Below are 16,605 nucleotides of genomic sequence, written 5' to 3'. Positions count from 1 at the left end.
GACCGACGATTCAGCCAGCATGACCTCCCCCCTTTCCTGCGGCCGCTTCGCGCCCTCGCCTACCGGCCTGCTACACCCCGGCTCCCTGCTGGCTGCATTCGGCAGCTGGCTGCTCGCGCGCCATCACCACGGCCTGTGGCGGCTGCGCATCGAGGACATCGATCCCCCACGCACCGTGCCCGGGGCTGCGCACGCGCAGTTGCAGGCACTGGCGGCATTCGGCCTGGCCCACGATGGTCCGGTGCTGTGGCAGAGCGAACGTGGCGATGCTTACCAGCAGGCTCTGGACAGGCTGCTGGCCAGCGGGCTGGCCTTCATCTGCCACTGCAGCCGCAGCGAACTGGCAGCCCGGGGGGGCATCCACCATCGCTGCGTCGCGCGGCAGCCCCGACCGGACCCTGCCGTCCGCTTCCGCGTACCGGCCGGCAGCGTGGTGCAGTTCGACGATGGCCTGCGCGGCCGTCAGGTGCAGGACGTCCACGCCGAGGTGGGTGATTTCGTGCTGCGCCGCGTCGACGGGTGCTGGGCCTACCAGCTGGCGGTGGTGGTCGACGATGCCGCGCAGGGCGTCACCGACGTGGTGCGCGGCGCCGACCTGCTCGACTCCACCGCGCGGCAGATCCTGCTGCAGCAGGCACTCGGACTGGCAGTGCCGCAGTACTGGCACCTGCCCCTGCTGCTGGACGCGCCCGGGCACAAGCTGTCCAAGTCGCTGGCCGCGCTGCCGGTCGACAGCGCCCGCCCGGTGCCGGTGCTGCGTCAGTTGTGGGGCCTGCTCGGCCAGTCGCCCGCCGCACTCGAGGGTCACGACGATCTGCACGACCTGCTCGCGGCGGCCCGGCAGGCATTCGATCCGGCCCGCCTGCCACGCACGGACATCCTGTTGCCGACGGGCGCACTTTCCGCGCCGATGTTGCAGAATCCCCCTTCCCCCACCTGAAACCCGGACTGCATTCCATGACATCTCGCGTCGCACTGGTCACCGGCGGAACCGGCGGCATCGGTACCGCCATCTGCCAACGCCTGGCCGACCAGGGCCACCGGGTCGCCACCAACTATCGCGATGAAACCAAGGCCCGCGCCTGGCAGCAGGCGATGACCGAACGCGGCTTCAACGTGTCCATCTTCGCCGGCGACGTGTCCGATCCGGACAGTGCCGAAGCGCTGGTGCGCGCCGTCGAAAACGAACTGGGCCCGGTCGAGATCCTGGTCAACAACGCCGGCATCACCCGCGATACGACCTTCCACCGGATGCGTGCGGACCAGTGGCATGACGTGATCAACACCAACCTCAATTCGGTGTTCAACGTCACCCGCCCGGTCATCGAAGGCATGCGTCGCCGCGGCTGGGGCCGGGTCATCCAGATCAGCTCGATCAACGGTCTGAAGGGCCAGTACGGCCAGGCCAACTACGCCGCCGCCAAGGCCGGCATGCACGGCTTCACCATCTCACTGGCGCGCGAGAACGCGGGCTTCGGCATCACCGTCAACACCATTTCGCCGGGCTACGTCGCCACGGACATGGTCATGGCCGTGCCGGAGGAAGTGCGGGCCAAGATCATCGCCGACATTCCGACCGGGCGCCTGGGCAAGCCGGAGGAGATCGCCTACGGCGTGTCCTTCCTGGTGGCCGAGGAGGCCTCGTGGATCACCGGCAGCAACCTGGACATCAACGGCGGCCACCACATGGGCTGGTGATCCGCGCGGGCGCGGCCGGTCACGTGCCGGACCGCACCTGCCTGCGGTCATGCTGCGCAGCACGCAAACCCTTGTTGCGCAACATGATCCGCCGTGAAAGCCAAGCCTGGCGGGGGCTGGGGCGGTTGCAACGGCTGCTGCACTGCGCCATGCTGCGCGTCTACTGTGACGAGTGACCGCTTCATGGCTGCGACCCGCATCATCAAGAAGTATCCGAACCGCCGTCTCTACGACACCGAGATTTCCAGCTACATCACCATCGAGGACGTCCGCCAGCTGATACTGGACGGTGAAGACTTCGAGGTCCGCGACGCCAAGAGCGGCGACGACCTTACCCGTTCGGTCCTGCTGCAGATCATCGCCGACCAGGAGCAGGACGGCGAGCCGATGCTCTCCACCCAGTTGCTGAGCCAGCTGATCCGCTTCTACGGCGACTCCCTGCAGGGATTCATGGGGAACTACCTGGAACGCAGCATGCAGGTGTTCCTGGACCAGCAGCAGCAGTTCCGCCAGCAGATGGGCAACCTGCTGGGCCAGACGCCGTGGGCGATGATGAACCAGCTGACCGAACGCAACCTGGAGCTGTGGCAGGAATTCCAGCGCAGCATGGGCACCGGCTTCGGCGGCCCCCGCCCCGGCGGAACCGGCACGGGAACCGGAACCGGCAGCAAGCCGAACGAACCGGGCACCGGCACCGGCGGCAAGACCCGCCGCTGAGCTACGGCAGGGACTGACATGAAAACGGCGCGCCACTGGCGCGCCGTTTTCGTCTGCGGGTCATCCGCAGGCAGACGTCAGCGCTTCGCCTTGCACGCCGTGCAGACGCGCTCGACCTTGTAGCCCTTTGCCCTGAGCTTCTCGACCACGCCATCGCTGCCGAGCAGATGCAGCGTGCCAACCACCACCAGCGTGCCACCCTGCCCCGCCTGCAGATAGGGCACCAGCTTCGGCACCCAGGCATCATTGCGGCCGGTATTGATGCGCTGATACAGCTGCGGATACTGCTGGCGCATCTCGGCAGCCATTTTCGTCCACAGCAGGCGCTCGTCACCGCGGCGCCATGCGTCGTGCAGCATGCGTGCCTGTTCATCGCCCTTGTCGGCCTGATCGAGGGCTTCGGACAGCATCTGCCGCTGTTCCTGCACCGACATCCCATCAAGCATGCCGATCTGCGTATCGATGTCCTCCAGACCACCGGTGCTGCGCCCGGTCGCCTGTGCGCGCTCCATGAAGTGACGGTCCAGACCGAGCGCCGGGTCCAGGCCCATCTTCTGCATCTGCCCCACTGAAATGCTCAGACCGACAAACCAGGGTTTCATGCCCTGCATCTGCGCCAGCGGCAGCTTGTTCGCGGTGGCGAAGGCCTGCAGTTTCTGCCAGGTCGCTGCATCGAGATCACGCTTCAGTTCGCTGCCGTCGGTGCGCACGGCGGCCTGCACCATGCGGCTGGCCAGCTGCGGCGACTGCATGTCTTCCGGCGACAGTTCGAACAACACGCGCTGCGAGGCCCCGAAGGCCTGCTCCACATCAGCCGACAGCGGATAGTCCTGCGGCTTCAACAGATGGAACGAGCCGAGAAGATACAGCCGTGAATCGCCGGGGCCGGTGACCTTCCACAGCAGCGGTACCGGCGGCTTGACCGACGCACCTTCAGCGGCCGGCGCATTGCGGGCCTGCGCCAGTGGCGCCACCGCGCAGGCCAGCAGCAACAGGGCGGCGTGTAACAGGTGTCTGATCAGCATGTCAGCCTTCTCCTTCAGGCAGGTGGTAGGCCTTTTCGCCCGCGTCCACGCGAAGGTCCAGCCGGTTCTCCGGCGGTGCCAACGGACAGGTCGCGTAGGGCGTGAACGCGCAGGGCGGGTTGTAGGCGTGGTTGAAATCGATGAGCACGCGGCCATCGGCGCCGGGGGCGCCGGTATCCAGATAGCGGCCAGCGGGATAGCTGCCGCGGCCGCTGGTGCGGTCCGCGAAAATCAGGAACAGGGGCTCGCCGGGGGCACCGATCGCCTCCAGCCGCCAGGTCCGGCCATCACGCTCAAACTCGACCGCACCGGCATTGGGCATATCGGTGGTCAGTCCGGTGATGTCGACGATCGGCAAGGTCTTGCCCGGTGCGTGCGCAACGAAGCGCGCCTGCACCTGCCAGTCGGGCCCTCCCGGCCAGTACTGCAGGCCGGCGAAGTCCCGGCGTGCAGGCGCATCGGCATGCTTGACCCTCAGCGCATCGCGCGGACCACGCCGGATCAGGCTGAGCTGGCCCTTGCCACCGTCGAAGGCAAGCAGGGTAGGCTGCGGATCCTTGTCGGTATCCATGCGGATGCGCCCCTTCACCGGCTGGCCATTGTGAGTGAGCTCCGCCCCGGCTTCCGGCGTGAACCACCATTGCCGGCCCTCGCGCCGCAGCAGGCCGAGCTTGTCCGGCCCCACTGCCAGGCGGATGCCATTGGTGGCACCGCTGCCAACGAAGTGCGAGCTGTTCTGCAGCCAGTGCAGACCGACCAGCGCCGTCCAGCCATCAGGCCGTGTCAGGTCCTGATAACGCGCCACGCGCCATTGCTGCTGCGCGGCGGCGTATGCCGGATCTTCCACCACCGCAGGCGCCGGCGGCGGCGCCGGGCTGCAGGCTGCCAGCAACAAGACAGCCAGCAGGCCGCCCATTCCCCGATACGCCATCGATGCTCCCCTCAACGTCCGCGCAGGAACCAGCGGTCGATCTCCGCCAGCGAAAAACGGGCCCAGGTCGGCCGGCCGTGGTTGCACTGGCCGGATCGCTCGGTGATCTCCATGTCGCGCAGCAGGGCGTTCATTTCCGGCACCGTCAGCCGGCGATTGGCACGCACAGCGCCATGGCAGGCCATGGTCGACAGCAGTTCATCGCGCGCGCTCGCTACGCGGCGGCTCTGGCCGTGCTCACGCAGGTCGGTCAGCACATCGCGCAGCAGCCCCTCCGGCTCGGCGTGGGCCAGCAGCGCGGGAATGCTGCGCACATGCAGCGAGCCCGGGCCGGCCCGCGTCACCTCGAAACCAAGCGCGGCCAGCGTCGCCGCCTCGCTCTCTGCGGTATCCGCTTCGCGTTCGCCCACCGCCAGCGTGATCGGCACCAGCAATGGCTGCGACTGCAGGCCGATACCATCGTGCGCGTTCTTCAGCCGCTCGTAGCCGATGCGTTCGTGCGCCGCGTGCATGTCGACCACGATCAGGCCTTCGGCATTCTCGGCCAGGATGTAGATGCCGTGCAGCTGCGCGATCGCATAGCCCAGGGGCGGCACGCCCGCGTCTGCACGGGTGTCCGGCAGGCCGTTTCCGCTCGGCATCGCAGGCTGCGCGGTGCCGCCTTCGCCTGCAGCAGGCGTGGCATAGAGCGCAGCGTAGGCGGCCGGCGCATCGGCAACCTGCAGGCCCAGCGGCTGCTGCGGGCGCCATCCCTGATATCCGCCACCGCCGCCCGCCCCCGGAGCAGGACCACGGACCAGACCGAATCCGGACGCGCCCACGGTCGATGCCGCCGCTGCTGCCCCGGCGTCCGCTGCCTGCCCGGCACCTGCACCGATCTCCTGCGCCGACACGCCGGCTCGGGTATCGGCCAGCGCGTCCTTCAGCGTGCGGTAGACGAAATCATGGACCAGCCGCGCATCACGGAAACGCACTTCGTGCTTGGCCGGATGCACGTTGACGTCAACGCGCGTGGGGTCGAGTTCCAGGAACAGCACGTAGGCCGGCTGCCGGCCATGGAACAGCACATCGCCGTAGGCCATCTTCACCGCGTGGGCAACGCTGCGGTCGCGCACCGAACGGCCGTTGACGTACAGGTACTGCTGGTCGGTACTGGCCCGCGAATAATGCGGCTGCGCGATCCAGCCGTGCAGGCGCAGGCCCGCGCCGCTGTGGTCCACGCGCACCGCCTGCAGCGCGAAATCATCGCCCAGTGTCTCGGACAGGCGCGCGTCCGAATACAGGTCACCCGGCTTGTAGCGGCGTGATGCCTTGCCATTGTGCGAGACCCGCAGCTCGACGTCCGGCCGCGCCAGCGCCAGCGAGCGCAGCCATTCTTCGATGTGCCCCAGTTCGGTGCGCTCGGCGCGCAGGAACTTGCGTCGCGCGGGCACGTTGTAGAACAGCTCGCGCACTTCCACCGTGGTACCCGGTGCGTGCGCGCGCGGCGTGACCTCGCCGATCTTGCCGCCATCGATCTGCAGCGCGGAACCGTGCTCGTCATCTGCGCGGCGCGACGCCAGGGTGAAGCGACTGACCGACGCGATCGATGGCAGCGCTTCGCCGCGGAACCCGAGCGTGCCCACCGACTCCAGATCGTCCAGGTTGGCGATCTTGCTGGTGGCGTGCCGCGAGACGGCCAATGGCAGCTGCTCCGCTGCGATGCCACTGCCGTTGTCGCGGATGCGGATCAGGCGCACGCCGCCTTCTTCCAGGTCGATGTCGACACGGCTGGCGCCGGCATCGATCGCATTCTCGACCAGTTCCTTGACCACTGACGCGGGGCGCTCGACCACCTCGCCGGCGGCGATCTGGTTGATCAGGATGTCCGGCAAGGGCCGGATCGGGCGCGGGCCGGGCGCGCTCATGGGGCAAGGTAGGCAGCAGACTTCATGCGCCGATGATAGCGGACGTACCGCGTGGAGAGTCGAGCCCGGATCACCTGTGCGATGCCGATGATGCGCCACGCCCCAGGCATGGCCGGTCAAACAGGGTGTGGCCTACTTGCTGCCGCCGGCCATGGTGGCGGCCGCGTCGATCTCGGCCTGTGCGCGGGCCGCGTAGAGCGTCCCCGGCGGCGGCTGCCGGCTGAAGAACGTGTGCACGCCATCGAGCACCGCACCGGCGATCTTGCGCTGGTAGCCCGGGTCGATCAGGCGGCGCTCCTCGTCCGGATTGGAGATGAAGGCGGTTTCCACCAGCATCGCCGGCATGTCCGAGGTGCGCAGCACCGCGAAGTTGGCGCGCTCGATGTTTGGCTTGTGGTTGTTGCCGATCCGCTTCAGTCCACCCAGTACGTGGCCGGCCGCATCCTCGGAGGCCTTCATGTAACCGCTCTGCGCCAGATCGAGCAGAACGTTGGCCAGCGTGCCTTCGGTCTGCTGCAGGCGCACGCCACCGACCAGATCGGCGGCGTTTTCCTTGTCCGCCAGCCAGCGCGCACGCTGCGACGAGGCACCCTTGGTGGACAGCACGTACACCGATGAACCGGTCGCCGAGCGGTTCTCGGCGGCGTCCGCATGAATCGAGATGAAGATGTCAGCCTTGTTCGCGCGGGCCTTCTGTGCGCGCATCGGCAGCGGGATGAACACGTCGCTGTCGCGGGTCAGATAAGCTTTCAGGCCCGGCGTGGCGTTGACCTGACGGGCCAGCTCACGCGCCACCGCCAGGGTGACGTCTTTCTCGCGCTTGCCGGTGGGCCCGATCGCGCCCGGATCCTGTCCGCCGTGGCCGGGATCGATCGCCACCACCAGGTGACGCATGCCAGGCTGCATGCGGATGCGCGAAGCGTCGCTGGGCATCGCCGGACGCGGCGGTTCGGGCGGCGGCGATGCCGGTACCGGTGCCGGGGCTGGCGGATTGCTCACCACCGCAGCGGTGCGCTGGCCGGCCAGGATCGCCGCGGGCGACGATGCCGGCGGGGTGCTGCTGGCGCTGGTGCCCGCAGCGGCCACCTGCACGGGCGCGGTGGACGGCGCCGGCGTGGGCGCGGCCGGGGCGGCAGCCGTGGCGCTGGCCTGCTGCTGCACCTGCGCGGTCAACAACGCGGTAGCGCGGGCGGCGTCGCTGCGCGTCTGCATGCTGGGTGCCGTCGTCTGCGTGGTCGTGGCAACCGGAGCCGGCGCCGGCGCCGCAGCGGCCACGCCCGGGCTGTCACCCGGCCATTCGATCACCAGCTTCGACGCCTCTCCTTCGCGCTGCATCTGCGGGCGGAACGGCGCCACGGATTCCGCAAGATCGAAAACAACACGGAAGGTGCCCGGAACCGGTTGTCCGGTGCGCACTGCCGTCACCACGCCCTGCGCAGCCGGCATCTTCAGGTTGCGCACGGCAGTGGAGTCCGGGAAATCGACCACCAGTCGGTTCGGGTTGGCCAGCGACAGCGTCTTGTAGCCGCCACTGCCAACCAGAGAGATTTCCGCGCGGGTGCCGGTGGAACCTGTATTCAGCTGTACCTGGCGGACTTCACCCGCCCACGCGCTGAGGCACGCCAGACCCAGTCCGACGGCGGCACAGATGGCGATGAGACGGTTCCCCAGGCGCATGGCTCAGGATTCAATCACCGCGCTGAACGGAATGCAATACCTTTTTCCTTAATAATCCGTAACCTGCCGATCTTTGTTCTCGTCAGGCGACAGAAACAGGCCGCAAGTCTCCGCCTTCGGCCAGCCGCTGCAGCCATTCCCGGCCAGCGTCGCTGAGCCCACTGAGACGCGCCCGGCGCCCCTGGCCCTCGATCTCCAGCGCCACGACCAGGTCCGTCGGCGGCAATGCGCCCGCCCCCCGTTCCGGCCACTCGACCAGCCACAGCACCGCACTGCCCTCGTCCAGGCCCAGGAAATCCAGTTCCCCGGCCTGGCCGATGCGGTACAGGTCCAGATGCCACGCCTCGCCACCACTGGCCAGCGGATAGCGCTCGACCAGGGTGTAAGTTGGGCTGCGGATCGCACCCTGCACGCCCAGCGCACGCAGCAGCGCACGCGCGGTGGTGGATTTGCCGGCGCCGAGGTCGCCGCGCAGCTCGATCAACGCCTGCGGCGGTCGCGTGGCCGCCAGCCACTGCCCGAGACGTTCGGTGGCATCGCTGTCGGCAAGGAAGTATTCGTTCATGGGGAGCGTTCCGGATTGGCCAGCCGCCGCAGGGGCGCCAGCAGGTCGGTGGGAAGCAGACCACGCGCGCCGTCGATGGCAGCGGCGTCGCCGGCAAGCGCGTGCAACAGGGCGCCGCCTGCTGCGGCATCGAATGCGTCCAATCCCTGCGCGCGCAGTCCAGCAATGACGCCGGTCAGCAGATCTCCCATGCCGCCGACCGCCATGCCCGGATTGCCGGCCGCGATCAGCCGCGGCAGCCGCGCAGGTGCCGCGACTACACTGCCGGCACCCTTCAGCACCACCGTGGCGTGATAGCGCTCGGCCAGCGCCTGCGCGCTGCCGAAGCGATCGGCCTGTACCTCGGCGGTACTGCAGCCCAGCAGGCGTGCAGCCTCTCCCGGATGCGGCGTCAGGATGGCATCAGGCACCGCGTGCGGGTTCTGCGCCAGCAGATTCAGGGCATCGGCGTCTATCACCATCGGACGCCCGCAGGCGAGCACGCTGGCATGCAGCGCACGCGCCCAGTCGTCCTGGCCAAGGCCCGGCCCGATCGCAACGACCCGTGCGCGGTCCAGCAGCGCAGGCAACGCCGCGCCATCTTCCAGCGCATGCGCCATCGCCTCGGGCAGGCGCGCAAGCATCGCCCCCACATGCTCACGACGGGTGCCGACACTGAGCAGTCCGGCACCGGCACGCAGTGCGGCCTCGGCCGCCATCACCGCTGCGCCGCCACTGCCGTGGTTGCCGCCCACACACAGCACATGCCCGGACTCGCCCTTGTGGGTATTGGCCCGGCGCGGCGGCAGCAGCGCCCGCAGACGGTCGCCGACCCAGCGTTCCGCGCTGGCCGCGATGCCTTCCCGCGCCGCCTGCGGCAGGTCCAACGGCGCCAGCCGACGCTGGCCGACATGATCCAGCGCGTCGCCGGTGTACAGGCCCCGGTGGCAGACAATGAACTGCAGGGTGACCGCCGCGCGCACCGCAACGCCGGGCACGCCGCCCTGATCGGCATCGACACCGCTGGGTACATCCAGTGCCAGCACCGGCGCCGGAGAGGCATTGAGTGCTTCGATCAGCGCCTGCGCCATGCCGGCCGGGGCCCGATCCAGGCCGAGACCGAACAGCGCATCCACGCCGACGTCGGCGACCGGCAGCTGGCCGTCGAACTCGATGCTGCTGCCGCCGGCGGCAGCGAATGCGGCCGCCGCCTGCTGCGCCAGCGGCGTGGCGGGCAGCCTGCCCGGCAGGGTGATCACCTGCACCTGGCGGCCCGCCTGCAGCGCATGGGTCGCCAGTACGTAGCCATCGCCGCCGTTGTTACCGGCGCCAGCCACCACATACAGACTGCGGGCATCCGGCCATTGCTGCAGCAGGCACTGCCAGCCCGCCAGGCCAGCCTGCGCCATCAGGCTCCAGCCACCATCACCGGCAAGCGCCGACGCGCGGGCGTCCAGCGCGCGCGCAGCAGCGGTGTCGAACAGAAGAGAGAGATCGGGCATGCCGGGATTTTATACTGGTGCACATGTCCTCCGTCCCCGCCCCTGCCCCAGCCGACCCGGTCCAGGCCGTGCAGCGCATCCGCGAACTGGCCCGTGCACACGGTTTCCAGCGCTGCGGCATTGCCGGCATCGAGCTGGGCGAGGACGAGGCACACCTGGCCGACTGGCTGGGCCAGGGCCTGTACGGGACCATGGACTGGATGGCACGCCACGGCACGCTGCGCGCACGCCCGGCGGAACTGCTGCCGGGCACGGTGCGGGTCATTTCCGTGGGCATGGACTACAGCCACCGCGACGATACCGAAGCCTGGGCGACCCTGGCCGATCCCGGCCGCGCCTACGTGGCGCGCTACGCGCTGGGGCGCGACTACCACAAGCTGATGCGCAACCGCCTGCAGAAGCTCGCTGCGCGGATCAACGATGAAGTCGCGCCACTGGGCTACCGCGTTTTCGTCGATTCGGCACCGGTGCTGGAACGGGCCCTGGCCCGCAACGCCGGGCTCGGCTGGATCGGCAAGCACACCTGCCTGATCGATCGCCAGGGGGGCTCATGGTTCTTCATCGGCGAGATCTACATCGACCTGCCGTTGCCGGTCGACGCGCCCGCCACTGCGCACTGCGGCACCTGCACGCGCTGCATCGACATCTGCCCCACGCGCGCCATCACCAGCCCGCAGCGGCTGGATGCGCGCCGCTGCATTTCCTATCTGACCATCGAGCATGACGGCGCGATCCCCGAGGACATGCGCCCGCTGATCGGCAATCGCATCTACGGCTGCGACGACTGCCAGCTGGTCTGCCCGTGGAACAAGTTTGCCAAGCGCACCGATGAAGCCGATTTCCGCGCACGCAACAACCTGGACACCGCGCGCCTGGATCAGCTGTTCGCCTGGGACGAGGCGGAGTTCCTGCGCCGCACCGAAGGCAGCCCGATCCGTCGCAGCGGCCATGAGCGCTGGCTGCGCAACATCGCTGTGGCACTGGGCAACGCGCCGACAGCGCCGCAGACCCTGGCCGCACTGCAGACCCGCATCGATGATCCCTCGCCGCTGGTGCGCGAGCACGTGCAGTGGGCGCTGGCACAGCACCGCACGACCTGAGCCGGGCGTGCCCGGCGCGCGCCAACGTGCGATCCTGAGTGCCCGCTCCACCCGCAGCGCGCCGTACCCATGCAGCCACGCAACACCGACATTCTCACTCCCAGCCAGCTCAACACGCTGGCGCGCGACCTGCTGGAAGGCAGCTTCCCGGCGATCTGGGTCGAAGCCGAACTGGGGAGTGTGGCCCGCCCTGCGTCCGGGCACCTGTACTTCACCCTGAAGGACGCACGGGCACAGCTGCGTGCGGCGATGTTCCGGATGAAGGCGCAGTACCTGAAGTTCGTACCGCGCGAGGGCATGCGCGTGCTGGTGCGTGGCCGGGTGACCCTGTACGACGCACGCGGCGAGTACCAGATGGTGCTCGACCACATGGAGGAGGCCGGTGAAGGCGCGCTGCGGCGGGCGTTCGAGGAGCTGAAGGCGCGCTTGGACGCCGAAGGCCTGTTCGATCCTGCACGCAAGCGGGCGCTGCCCGCGCATGTGCGGCGGCTGGCGGTGATCACCTCGCAGACCGGCGCCGCCGTGCGCGATGTGCTGAGCGTACTGGGCCGTCGTTTCCCGCTGCTGGAGGTGGACCTGCTGCCGACCCTGGTGCAGGGCTCCAGCGCCGCCGCGCAGATCACCCGCCTGCTGCAGGCAGCCGATGCCAGTGGTCGCTACGACGTGATCCTGCTGACCCGCGGCGGCGGTTCACTGGAAGATCTATGGGCGTTCAACGACGAAGCGCTGGCGCGCGCGATCGCCGCCAGCGATACGCCGGTCGTGTCGGCCGTCGGCCACGAGACCGACTTCAGCCTGAGTGATTTTGCCGCTGACCTGCGCGCGCCGACACCTTCGGTGGCGGCCGAGTTGCTGGTCCCCGACCAGCGTGACCTGGCCCTGCGCCTGCGCCGCAATGCCGCGCGGCTGGCACAGCTGCAGCGCCACGCGGTAGGACAGGCCATGCAGCGCGCCGACCGTGCGCTGTTGCGATTGAATGCGCAGAGTCCGCAGGCCCGGCTGGGCCTGTTGCGGCGCCGTCAGCTGGAGCTGGGCCGGCGGCTGCACGCGGCCTTCAACCAGCAGCAGGAGCGCCGTGCCGCGCGCCTGCGCCATGCTGCCGCGGTGCTGCGTGGCCATCATCCGCAGCGCCAGCTGGACGCGATGCAGCGTCGCCTGTCGGCCCTGCGCGGACGCCCCCATGCAGCGATGCAGCGGCTGCTGCAACGCGATGCGCTGCGCCTGCGCGGCCTGGCCCGGTCCCTGGAAGCGGTCAGTCCATTGGCCACGGTGGCACGCGGTTACAGCATCGTGACCCGTGCCGATGATGGTGCACTGGTACGACAGGTTGAACAGGTCCAGCCCGGCGACGCACTGCAGGCACGCGTGGGCGACGGCGTCATCGACGTGCAGGTCACCTCGGTCAGGTAAGCGGGGGCCAAGGCGCAGCCCGGCGTGCGCCTTCCTACCTGGCCGCCTCGCAGAACTGCTTCCGGTACTCCAGCGCCTTCGGCATCAGGGCCTGCAGATTCTGGATCCGGGTTCCCGGGTTGGGATGGGTGGAGGCAAACTCCGGCGGCGACTGACCACCACTGGCCTGGCCCATCCGCTGCCACAGCGGCACCGCTTCGCGCGGATCGAAACAGGCAGCCGCAGCCAGCATCAGCCCCACCTCATCGGCCTGGGTCTCGTGGCTGCGTGCGTAGGGCAGCAGATAGCCATAACCCATCGCCGACATCACCATCTGCTGCTGCTGCGCATCCATGCCACTGGCAGCCCCGGCCATCTGCCCGATCTGGGTCAGCTTCTGCTGTGCCATGCGCTGCGCTCCATGGCGCAGCAGCGCATGGGCGATCTCATGCCCCATCACCACCGCCATCGCATCCTTGGTCCGCGCCACCGGCACCAGACCGGTATAGACCGCCATCTTCCCGCCCGGCAGGCAGAAGGCGTTGGCCTGCTCGGAGGGGATCACGTTCACCTCCCACTGGAAGCTGCGTGCGAAATGGGCCGGCTCCACGCCATGCTCCCGCGCCAATGCGGTCTCCACCACATCGACCTTGGCGATCAACCGCTCGGCAATCGCACGCACGTCACGCGAGATCTGCGCGTTCGGGTCCAGTGGCCGCTCCTGCGCCAGGATCTGCTGGTAGGCCTGCAGGCCCAGCGCGGTTTCCTGCTGGGCATCCAGGCTGCTGTCGATCATGACCTTCTCGCCGGTATAGGGATCGACCGTCCGGTTCGAAAACCAGTAAAAGGCCGCGTAACCCGCCGCCAGCAGCAGTACCCACCAGCGGATGTTGCCGAACAGGCCACGCCGCTGCGGGCCCTGCGGCGAGCGGGAAAATGGGTCGTTGCGCATGCAGTGGTCTTCCGGCTGGCCCCGCCGGCCGGCGGGCACGGCGCAATCTTAGTGTGCCGGAGCCCGCGCCGGGTGAAGCCGGCCGCTCAGATGCCGCGTACCAGGCGGAACCCGATGCGGGCGTTGGTGGTGTCCGAGTCCTGCGACTGCCGCCAGGCCGCCCGGGTCTGCTCGGGAGAGTTCGCCCAGTTGCCTCCGCGGATCACCCGCGCCCGGCAACCCGGGTTGAACCAGGCCACGCCGTCGGAGGGCGCACGCCGGTAGCTGGAATGCCAGCAGTCGGCCACCCATTCGCTGAGATTGCCGGCCATGTCGTGCAGGCCGAACGCGTTGGCCCGGAAGTTCGCCACCGGCGCCGGGCCCCACCAGCCATCGCCATAGCCGATGAACGCGTTGTGCCAATGCCGGCCAGACGGCGAGACATCCTTGCTGCCGGTGAAGTTGCCGCTGCCCGGCGGGGGCGTGCCTGTATCCCCCCAGGGATAACGGCCGCTGCTGCCGGCGCGCAGCGCGTACTCGAATTCGGCCTCGCTGGGCAGCCGGTAGCTGTAGCCGGTCTGCTCGGACAGCCACGCGGCATAGTTTTCCGCGTCGCGCACGCTCACATGCATCACAGGCGCGTTGCCCAGCGCGCGCGCGCCGTCGTAATCCGAGCGCCAGTCGACACCGCTGCGGCGGATGAAGTTGCCGCTGCGCTCGTCATAGACCACCGAATGACCGCGACGGGTCGCGCGTGGGCGGGCATTGGTGGCTTTGACGTAGCGCTCGAAATCGCTGACGGTGACCTCGGTGATGGCCATCGCGAAACCGCGGTCAAATCGTACGTAATGCGAAGGGCGCTCGGCATCGGTGGCGCCGGGCTCGGCATCCCCTGCGCCCATCTGGAAGCCGCCATGCGGCACCACCACCATCTGCGGGCCACGCCCGCCATCGCGCATCGCGTCGCTGAACACCTGGCCGGGACGGAAGCTGCCGTAATGGGTTGCCAGATCGATGCGCTCGCGCAGCTGCGCCACGACCGCGTCGCCGGGCAGCGCGATGCGCAGTGCTTCGGCCAGCTTCTCGCGCGCTGGTTTCAGGCCCTGCGGCGTCGCCAGGTCGCGCAGTCCCTCGTCGCGCAGCTGCACCAGGGTGTCGGCCCGGATCTGCTCGATGCGCTCGAAGGCGTCGGCGATGGTCGGCGAGGAATCACGGACCTTGCTGGCTTCAGCCAGCCAGGTGCCGGCACTGGCGAAGTCACGGCGGCGGGCGGCCTCCTCGGCACGCCGGATCAGGCCGCTCTCCGCCGCAGCAAGGCCCTGGCGTGCGCGGCGGTTGCCCTCGTCAAGCGCCAACGCCTCGCGGAAACTGCCGATCGCGCCGTCACCGTCCTCGCCGATCCGGTCCGCGCGCAGGTCCTCCTCGCCGGCCCGGTTGTAGGCCACCACGCGTTGCGCGGTCTCCACCCGCGCCTGCAGGGCACGGACCTTTTCATCGTCAGGGGCCAGGGTCAGCAACACCAGCGCCTGGCGTCCCGCTTCGGCCAACGCCTCGCGCTGCTGCAGCGGCCGCACCAGCAAGGCGTCGGTCTGCTGCAGCAGGCGCTGGCGGGCACGCTGCAGGCCAGCACGGGCCTGGCGGTCGTCAGGCACCTCCTCCTGCACCGCCAGCCACAGCGGGATGGCGGCATCGCCATCCTCGTACAGCCGATCCTGGGCAAACGCCTGCTCGGCGGCCCTGCGCAGCTGCGCCAGGCTGCGCCCCTCCCGATCGACACGGGGCGGCGTCCACTGCTGCACGTCTTCGGCGGCATCCTCACCGGCGATGGTCACGCTGCCCTGCACCGCCGGCCGATCCTCCGGCGCCGGTGGCGATGCCGCCTGGCCGGAACCCTCGCCGGCCTTGCCTGCCGGTGTCGGCGGTGACGGGGTGCAGGCGACCAGAGCCAGGGCCAGGCTGGCGCACAGCGCGGACGACAGCGGAAAACGCAAGCAGAGCCTCCTTCGGCACGGACGCGGACCGACGTTAGGCTATTCTCCCCTGCCTGAGCAAACCCGAGTAGCAGGCCCTGACCCGTGGCAATCTGGATCACCACCCCCGCCGAGCTGGATGCGTACTACCAGCAGCGTCCCACCCGCATCGGCCTGGACACCGAATTCATCCGTGAACGTACCTTCTGGCCGCAACTGGCGCTGGTGCAGATGGCGGTCGGCGAGGACATCCTGCTGATCGATCCACTGATTCCCGGCATGCCCGAAGCACTGGCCCCCTGGCTGACCGATACGTCGATCATCAAGGTGATGCACAGCGCCAGCGAGGATCTGGTGGCCTTCAAATGGACCTGCGGCGTGCTGCCACGACCGCTGTTCGATACCCAGATCGGCGCGGCGCTGGCCGGCATCGGTGCCGGCATGGGCTACCAGAAGCTGGTGCAGGAGATCACCGGCGTGACCCTGGCCAAGGGCGAGACCCGCTCGGACTGGATGCGCCGCCCGCTCTCCGAGTCGCAGCTGCAGTATGCCGCCGATGACGTCGAGCACCTGTTCGCGCTGCATGACGCGATCGACGCGAGACTGCAGGCGATGGGACGCCAGCAGTGGCTGCACGACGACGCTGAACGCCTGTTGGCCAGCGTCGCCAACGATGAGGACCGCTGGCCGCACCTGTCCATGCGCTCGGCCCAGTTCCTCGATGCCGAGGCACAGCGACGCCTGCTGCGCCTGCTGCGCTGGCGCGATGTGCAGGCACGCCAGAGCGACCGGCCGCGCAGCTGGATCCTGGACAACGAACTTGCCGCCCTGCTGGCGCGCTCGCCACCGGCCGATGTCGACGCGCTCGCCAAGCTGTTCGAGCCGTTCCCGAAGGCGCCGCGCAAGCTGACAGCCGCCGTGTGGCAGGCCCTGGACACTCCGCTGGCCGATGAGCAGGACGCGCCGCTGGCCACCCAGCCCACCGACAGCAGCAAGAAGACGCTGAAGAAAATGCAGGACGCCGTGGCCGAATGCAGCCGCGAGCTGGGCCTGGCGGACGGCGTACTGGCCTCGCGCAAGCACCTGGAAAGCTACCTGGAGCACCGCCAGTGGCCGTCGGCGCTGGCCGGCTGGCGCCAGCAGGCACTGGAATCGCGCCTGCAGCCATTGCTGCCGGTGCGCTGACAACCCGCTGCAGCAACGGAAAGGGGCGG

At 69.1% G+C, this 16,605-nt stretch carries 14 protein-coding genes; 6 read left to right on the top strand and 8 right to left on the bottom strand.

What is annotated here, in order from left to right:
• The first annotated feature begins 19 nt into the window (after window positions 1-19).
• From gluQRS to phaR, 3 genes are all read left to right on the top strand, one after another.
• Window positions 20-940, top strand: coding sequence for a tRNA glutamyl-Q(34) synthetase GluQRS (gene gluQRS, locus AC06FB_RS05835; protein ID WP_478053458.1), 921 nt, complete (start codon window positions 20-22; stop codon window positions 938-940).
• Between the two features lie 17 nt (window positions 941-957).
• Window positions 958-1,698, top strand: a complete 741-nt coding sequence (phbB, locus tag AC06FB_RS05830; RefSeq protein ID WP_053520095.1) for an acetoacetyl-CoA reductase — start codon at window positions 958-960, stop codon at window positions 1,696-1,698.
• A gap of 183 nt (window positions 1,699-1,881) precedes the next feature.
• Window positions 1,882-2,415 carry a polyhydroxyalkanoate synthesis repressor PhaR gene (gene phaR, locus AC06FB_RS05825; RefSeq protein ID WP_053520096.1) on the top strand — a complete coding sequence of 178 codons (534 nt, stop codon included), beginning with the start codon at window positions 1,882-1,884 and terminating at the stop codon, window positions 2,413-2,415.
• A 77-nt stretch (window positions 2,416-2,492) separates the two neighbouring features.
• On the opposite strand, the gene AC06FB_RS05820 is transcribed toward phaR, so the two are convergent.
• From AC06FB_RS05820 to AC06FB_RS05795, 6 genes are all read right to left on the bottom strand, one after another.
• Window positions 2,493-3,440 (bottom strand): TraB/GumN family protein, encoded by a 948-nt coding sequence (locus AC06FB_RS05820; RefSeq protein ID WP_193396134.1) that lies wholly within the window; start codon window positions 3,438-3,440, stop codon window positions 2,493-2,495.
• Between the two features lies 1 nt (window position 3,441).
• Window positions 3,442-4,371 (bottom strand): DUF1684 domain-containing protein, encoded by a 930-nt coding sequence (locus AC06FB_RS05815; RefSeq protein WP_193396133.1) that lies wholly within the window; start codon window positions 4,369-4,371, stop codon window positions 3,442-3,444.
• 11 nt (window positions 4,372-4,382) lie between these two features.
• Window positions 4,383-6,278, bottom strand: a complete 1,896-nt coding sequence (gene mutL / locus AC06FB_RS05810) for a DNA mismatch repair endonuclease MutL (RefSeq protein ID WP_478053457.1) — start codon at window positions 6,276-6,278, stop codon at window positions 4,383-4,385.
• Window positions 6,279-6,410: 132 nt separating this feature from the next.
• On the bottom strand, window positions 6,411-7,955 hold the full coding sequence (locus AC06FB_RS05805) for an N-acetylmuramoyl-L-alanine amidase (protein ID WP_346475811.1): 1,545 nt from the start codon (window positions 7,953-7,955) through the stop codon (window positions 6,411-6,413).
• Between the two features lie 82 nt (window positions 7,956-8,037).
• The gene (tsaE, locus tag AC06FB_RS05800) at window positions 8,038-8,520 is read right to left on the bottom strand and encodes a tRNA (adenosine(37)-N6)-threonylcarbamoyltransferase complex ATPase subunit type 1 TsaE (protein WP_065181918.1); all 483 of its coding nucleotides are present in this window, start codon (window positions 8,518-8,520) and stop codon (window positions 8,038-8,040) included.
• Complete coding sequence (locus AC06FB_RS05795) at window positions 8,517-10,001, bottom strand: NAD(P)H-hydrate dehydratase (RefSeq protein WP_478053456.1); 1,485 nt, start codon at window positions 9,999-10,001, stop codon at window positions 8,517-8,519. The genes tsaE and AC06FB_RS05795 overlap by 4 nt, the downstream gene beginning before the upstream one ends.
• Before the next feature lie 23 nt (window positions 10,002-10,024).
• Here AC06FB_RS05795 and queG point away from each other — a divergent pair, with 23 nt between their 5' ends.
• Both queG and xseA read left to right on the top strand, forming a co-directional pair.
• Window positions 10,025-11,101: a tRNA epoxyqueuosine(34) reductase QueG gene (gene queG / locus AC06FB_RS05790; protein WP_164150595.1), complete on the top strand. Its 1,077-nt coding sequence runs from the start codon at window positions 10,025-10,027 to the stop codon at window positions 11,099-11,101.
• Window positions 11,102-11,170: 69 nt separating this feature from the next.
• Window positions 11,171-12,511: an exodeoxyribonuclease VII large subunit gene (gene xseA, locus AC06FB_RS05785; RefSeq protein ID WP_478053455.1), complete on the top strand. Its 1,341-nt coding sequence runs from the start codon at window positions 11,171-11,173 to the stop codon at window positions 12,509-12,511.
• A gap of 34 nt (window positions 12,512-12,545) precedes the next feature.
• Here xseA and AC06FB_RS05780 read toward each other — a convergent pair whose 3' ends face one another.
• Together AC06FB_RS05780 and AC06FB_RS05775 are read right to left on the bottom strand one after the other, a co-directional pair.
• Complete coding sequence (locus AC06FB_RS05780; RefSeq protein ID WP_053520218.1) at window positions 12,546-13,442, bottom strand: M48 family metallopeptidase; 897 nt, start codon at window positions 13,440-13,442, stop codon at window positions 12,546-12,548.
• A gap of 86 nt (window positions 13,443-13,528) precedes the next feature.
• On the bottom strand, window positions 13,529-15,412 hold the full coding sequence (locus tag AC06FB_RS05775; RefSeq protein ID WP_478053454.1) for an SUMF1/EgtB/PvdO family nonheme iron enzyme: 1,884 nt from the start codon (window positions 15,410-15,412) through the stop codon (window positions 13,529-13,531).
• An 84-nt stretch (window positions 15,413-15,496) separates the two neighbouring features.
• On the opposite strand from AC06FB_RS05775, the gene rnd reads away from it, so the two are divergent.
• Window positions 15,497-16,576: a ribonuclease D gene (rnd, locus tag AC06FB_RS05770; RefSeq protein WP_053520336.1), complete on the top strand. Its 1,080-nt coding sequence runs from the start codon at window positions 15,497-15,499 to the stop codon at window positions 16,574-16,576.
• Window positions 16,577-16,605: the final 29 nt, after the last annotated feature.

It is taken from the genome of Stenotrophomonas sp. Steno-C15 (assembly GCF_056393265.1).
Note: the sequence above shows the minus strand (reverse complement) of the source record. Positions and strands in the feature narration are given on the sequence as shown.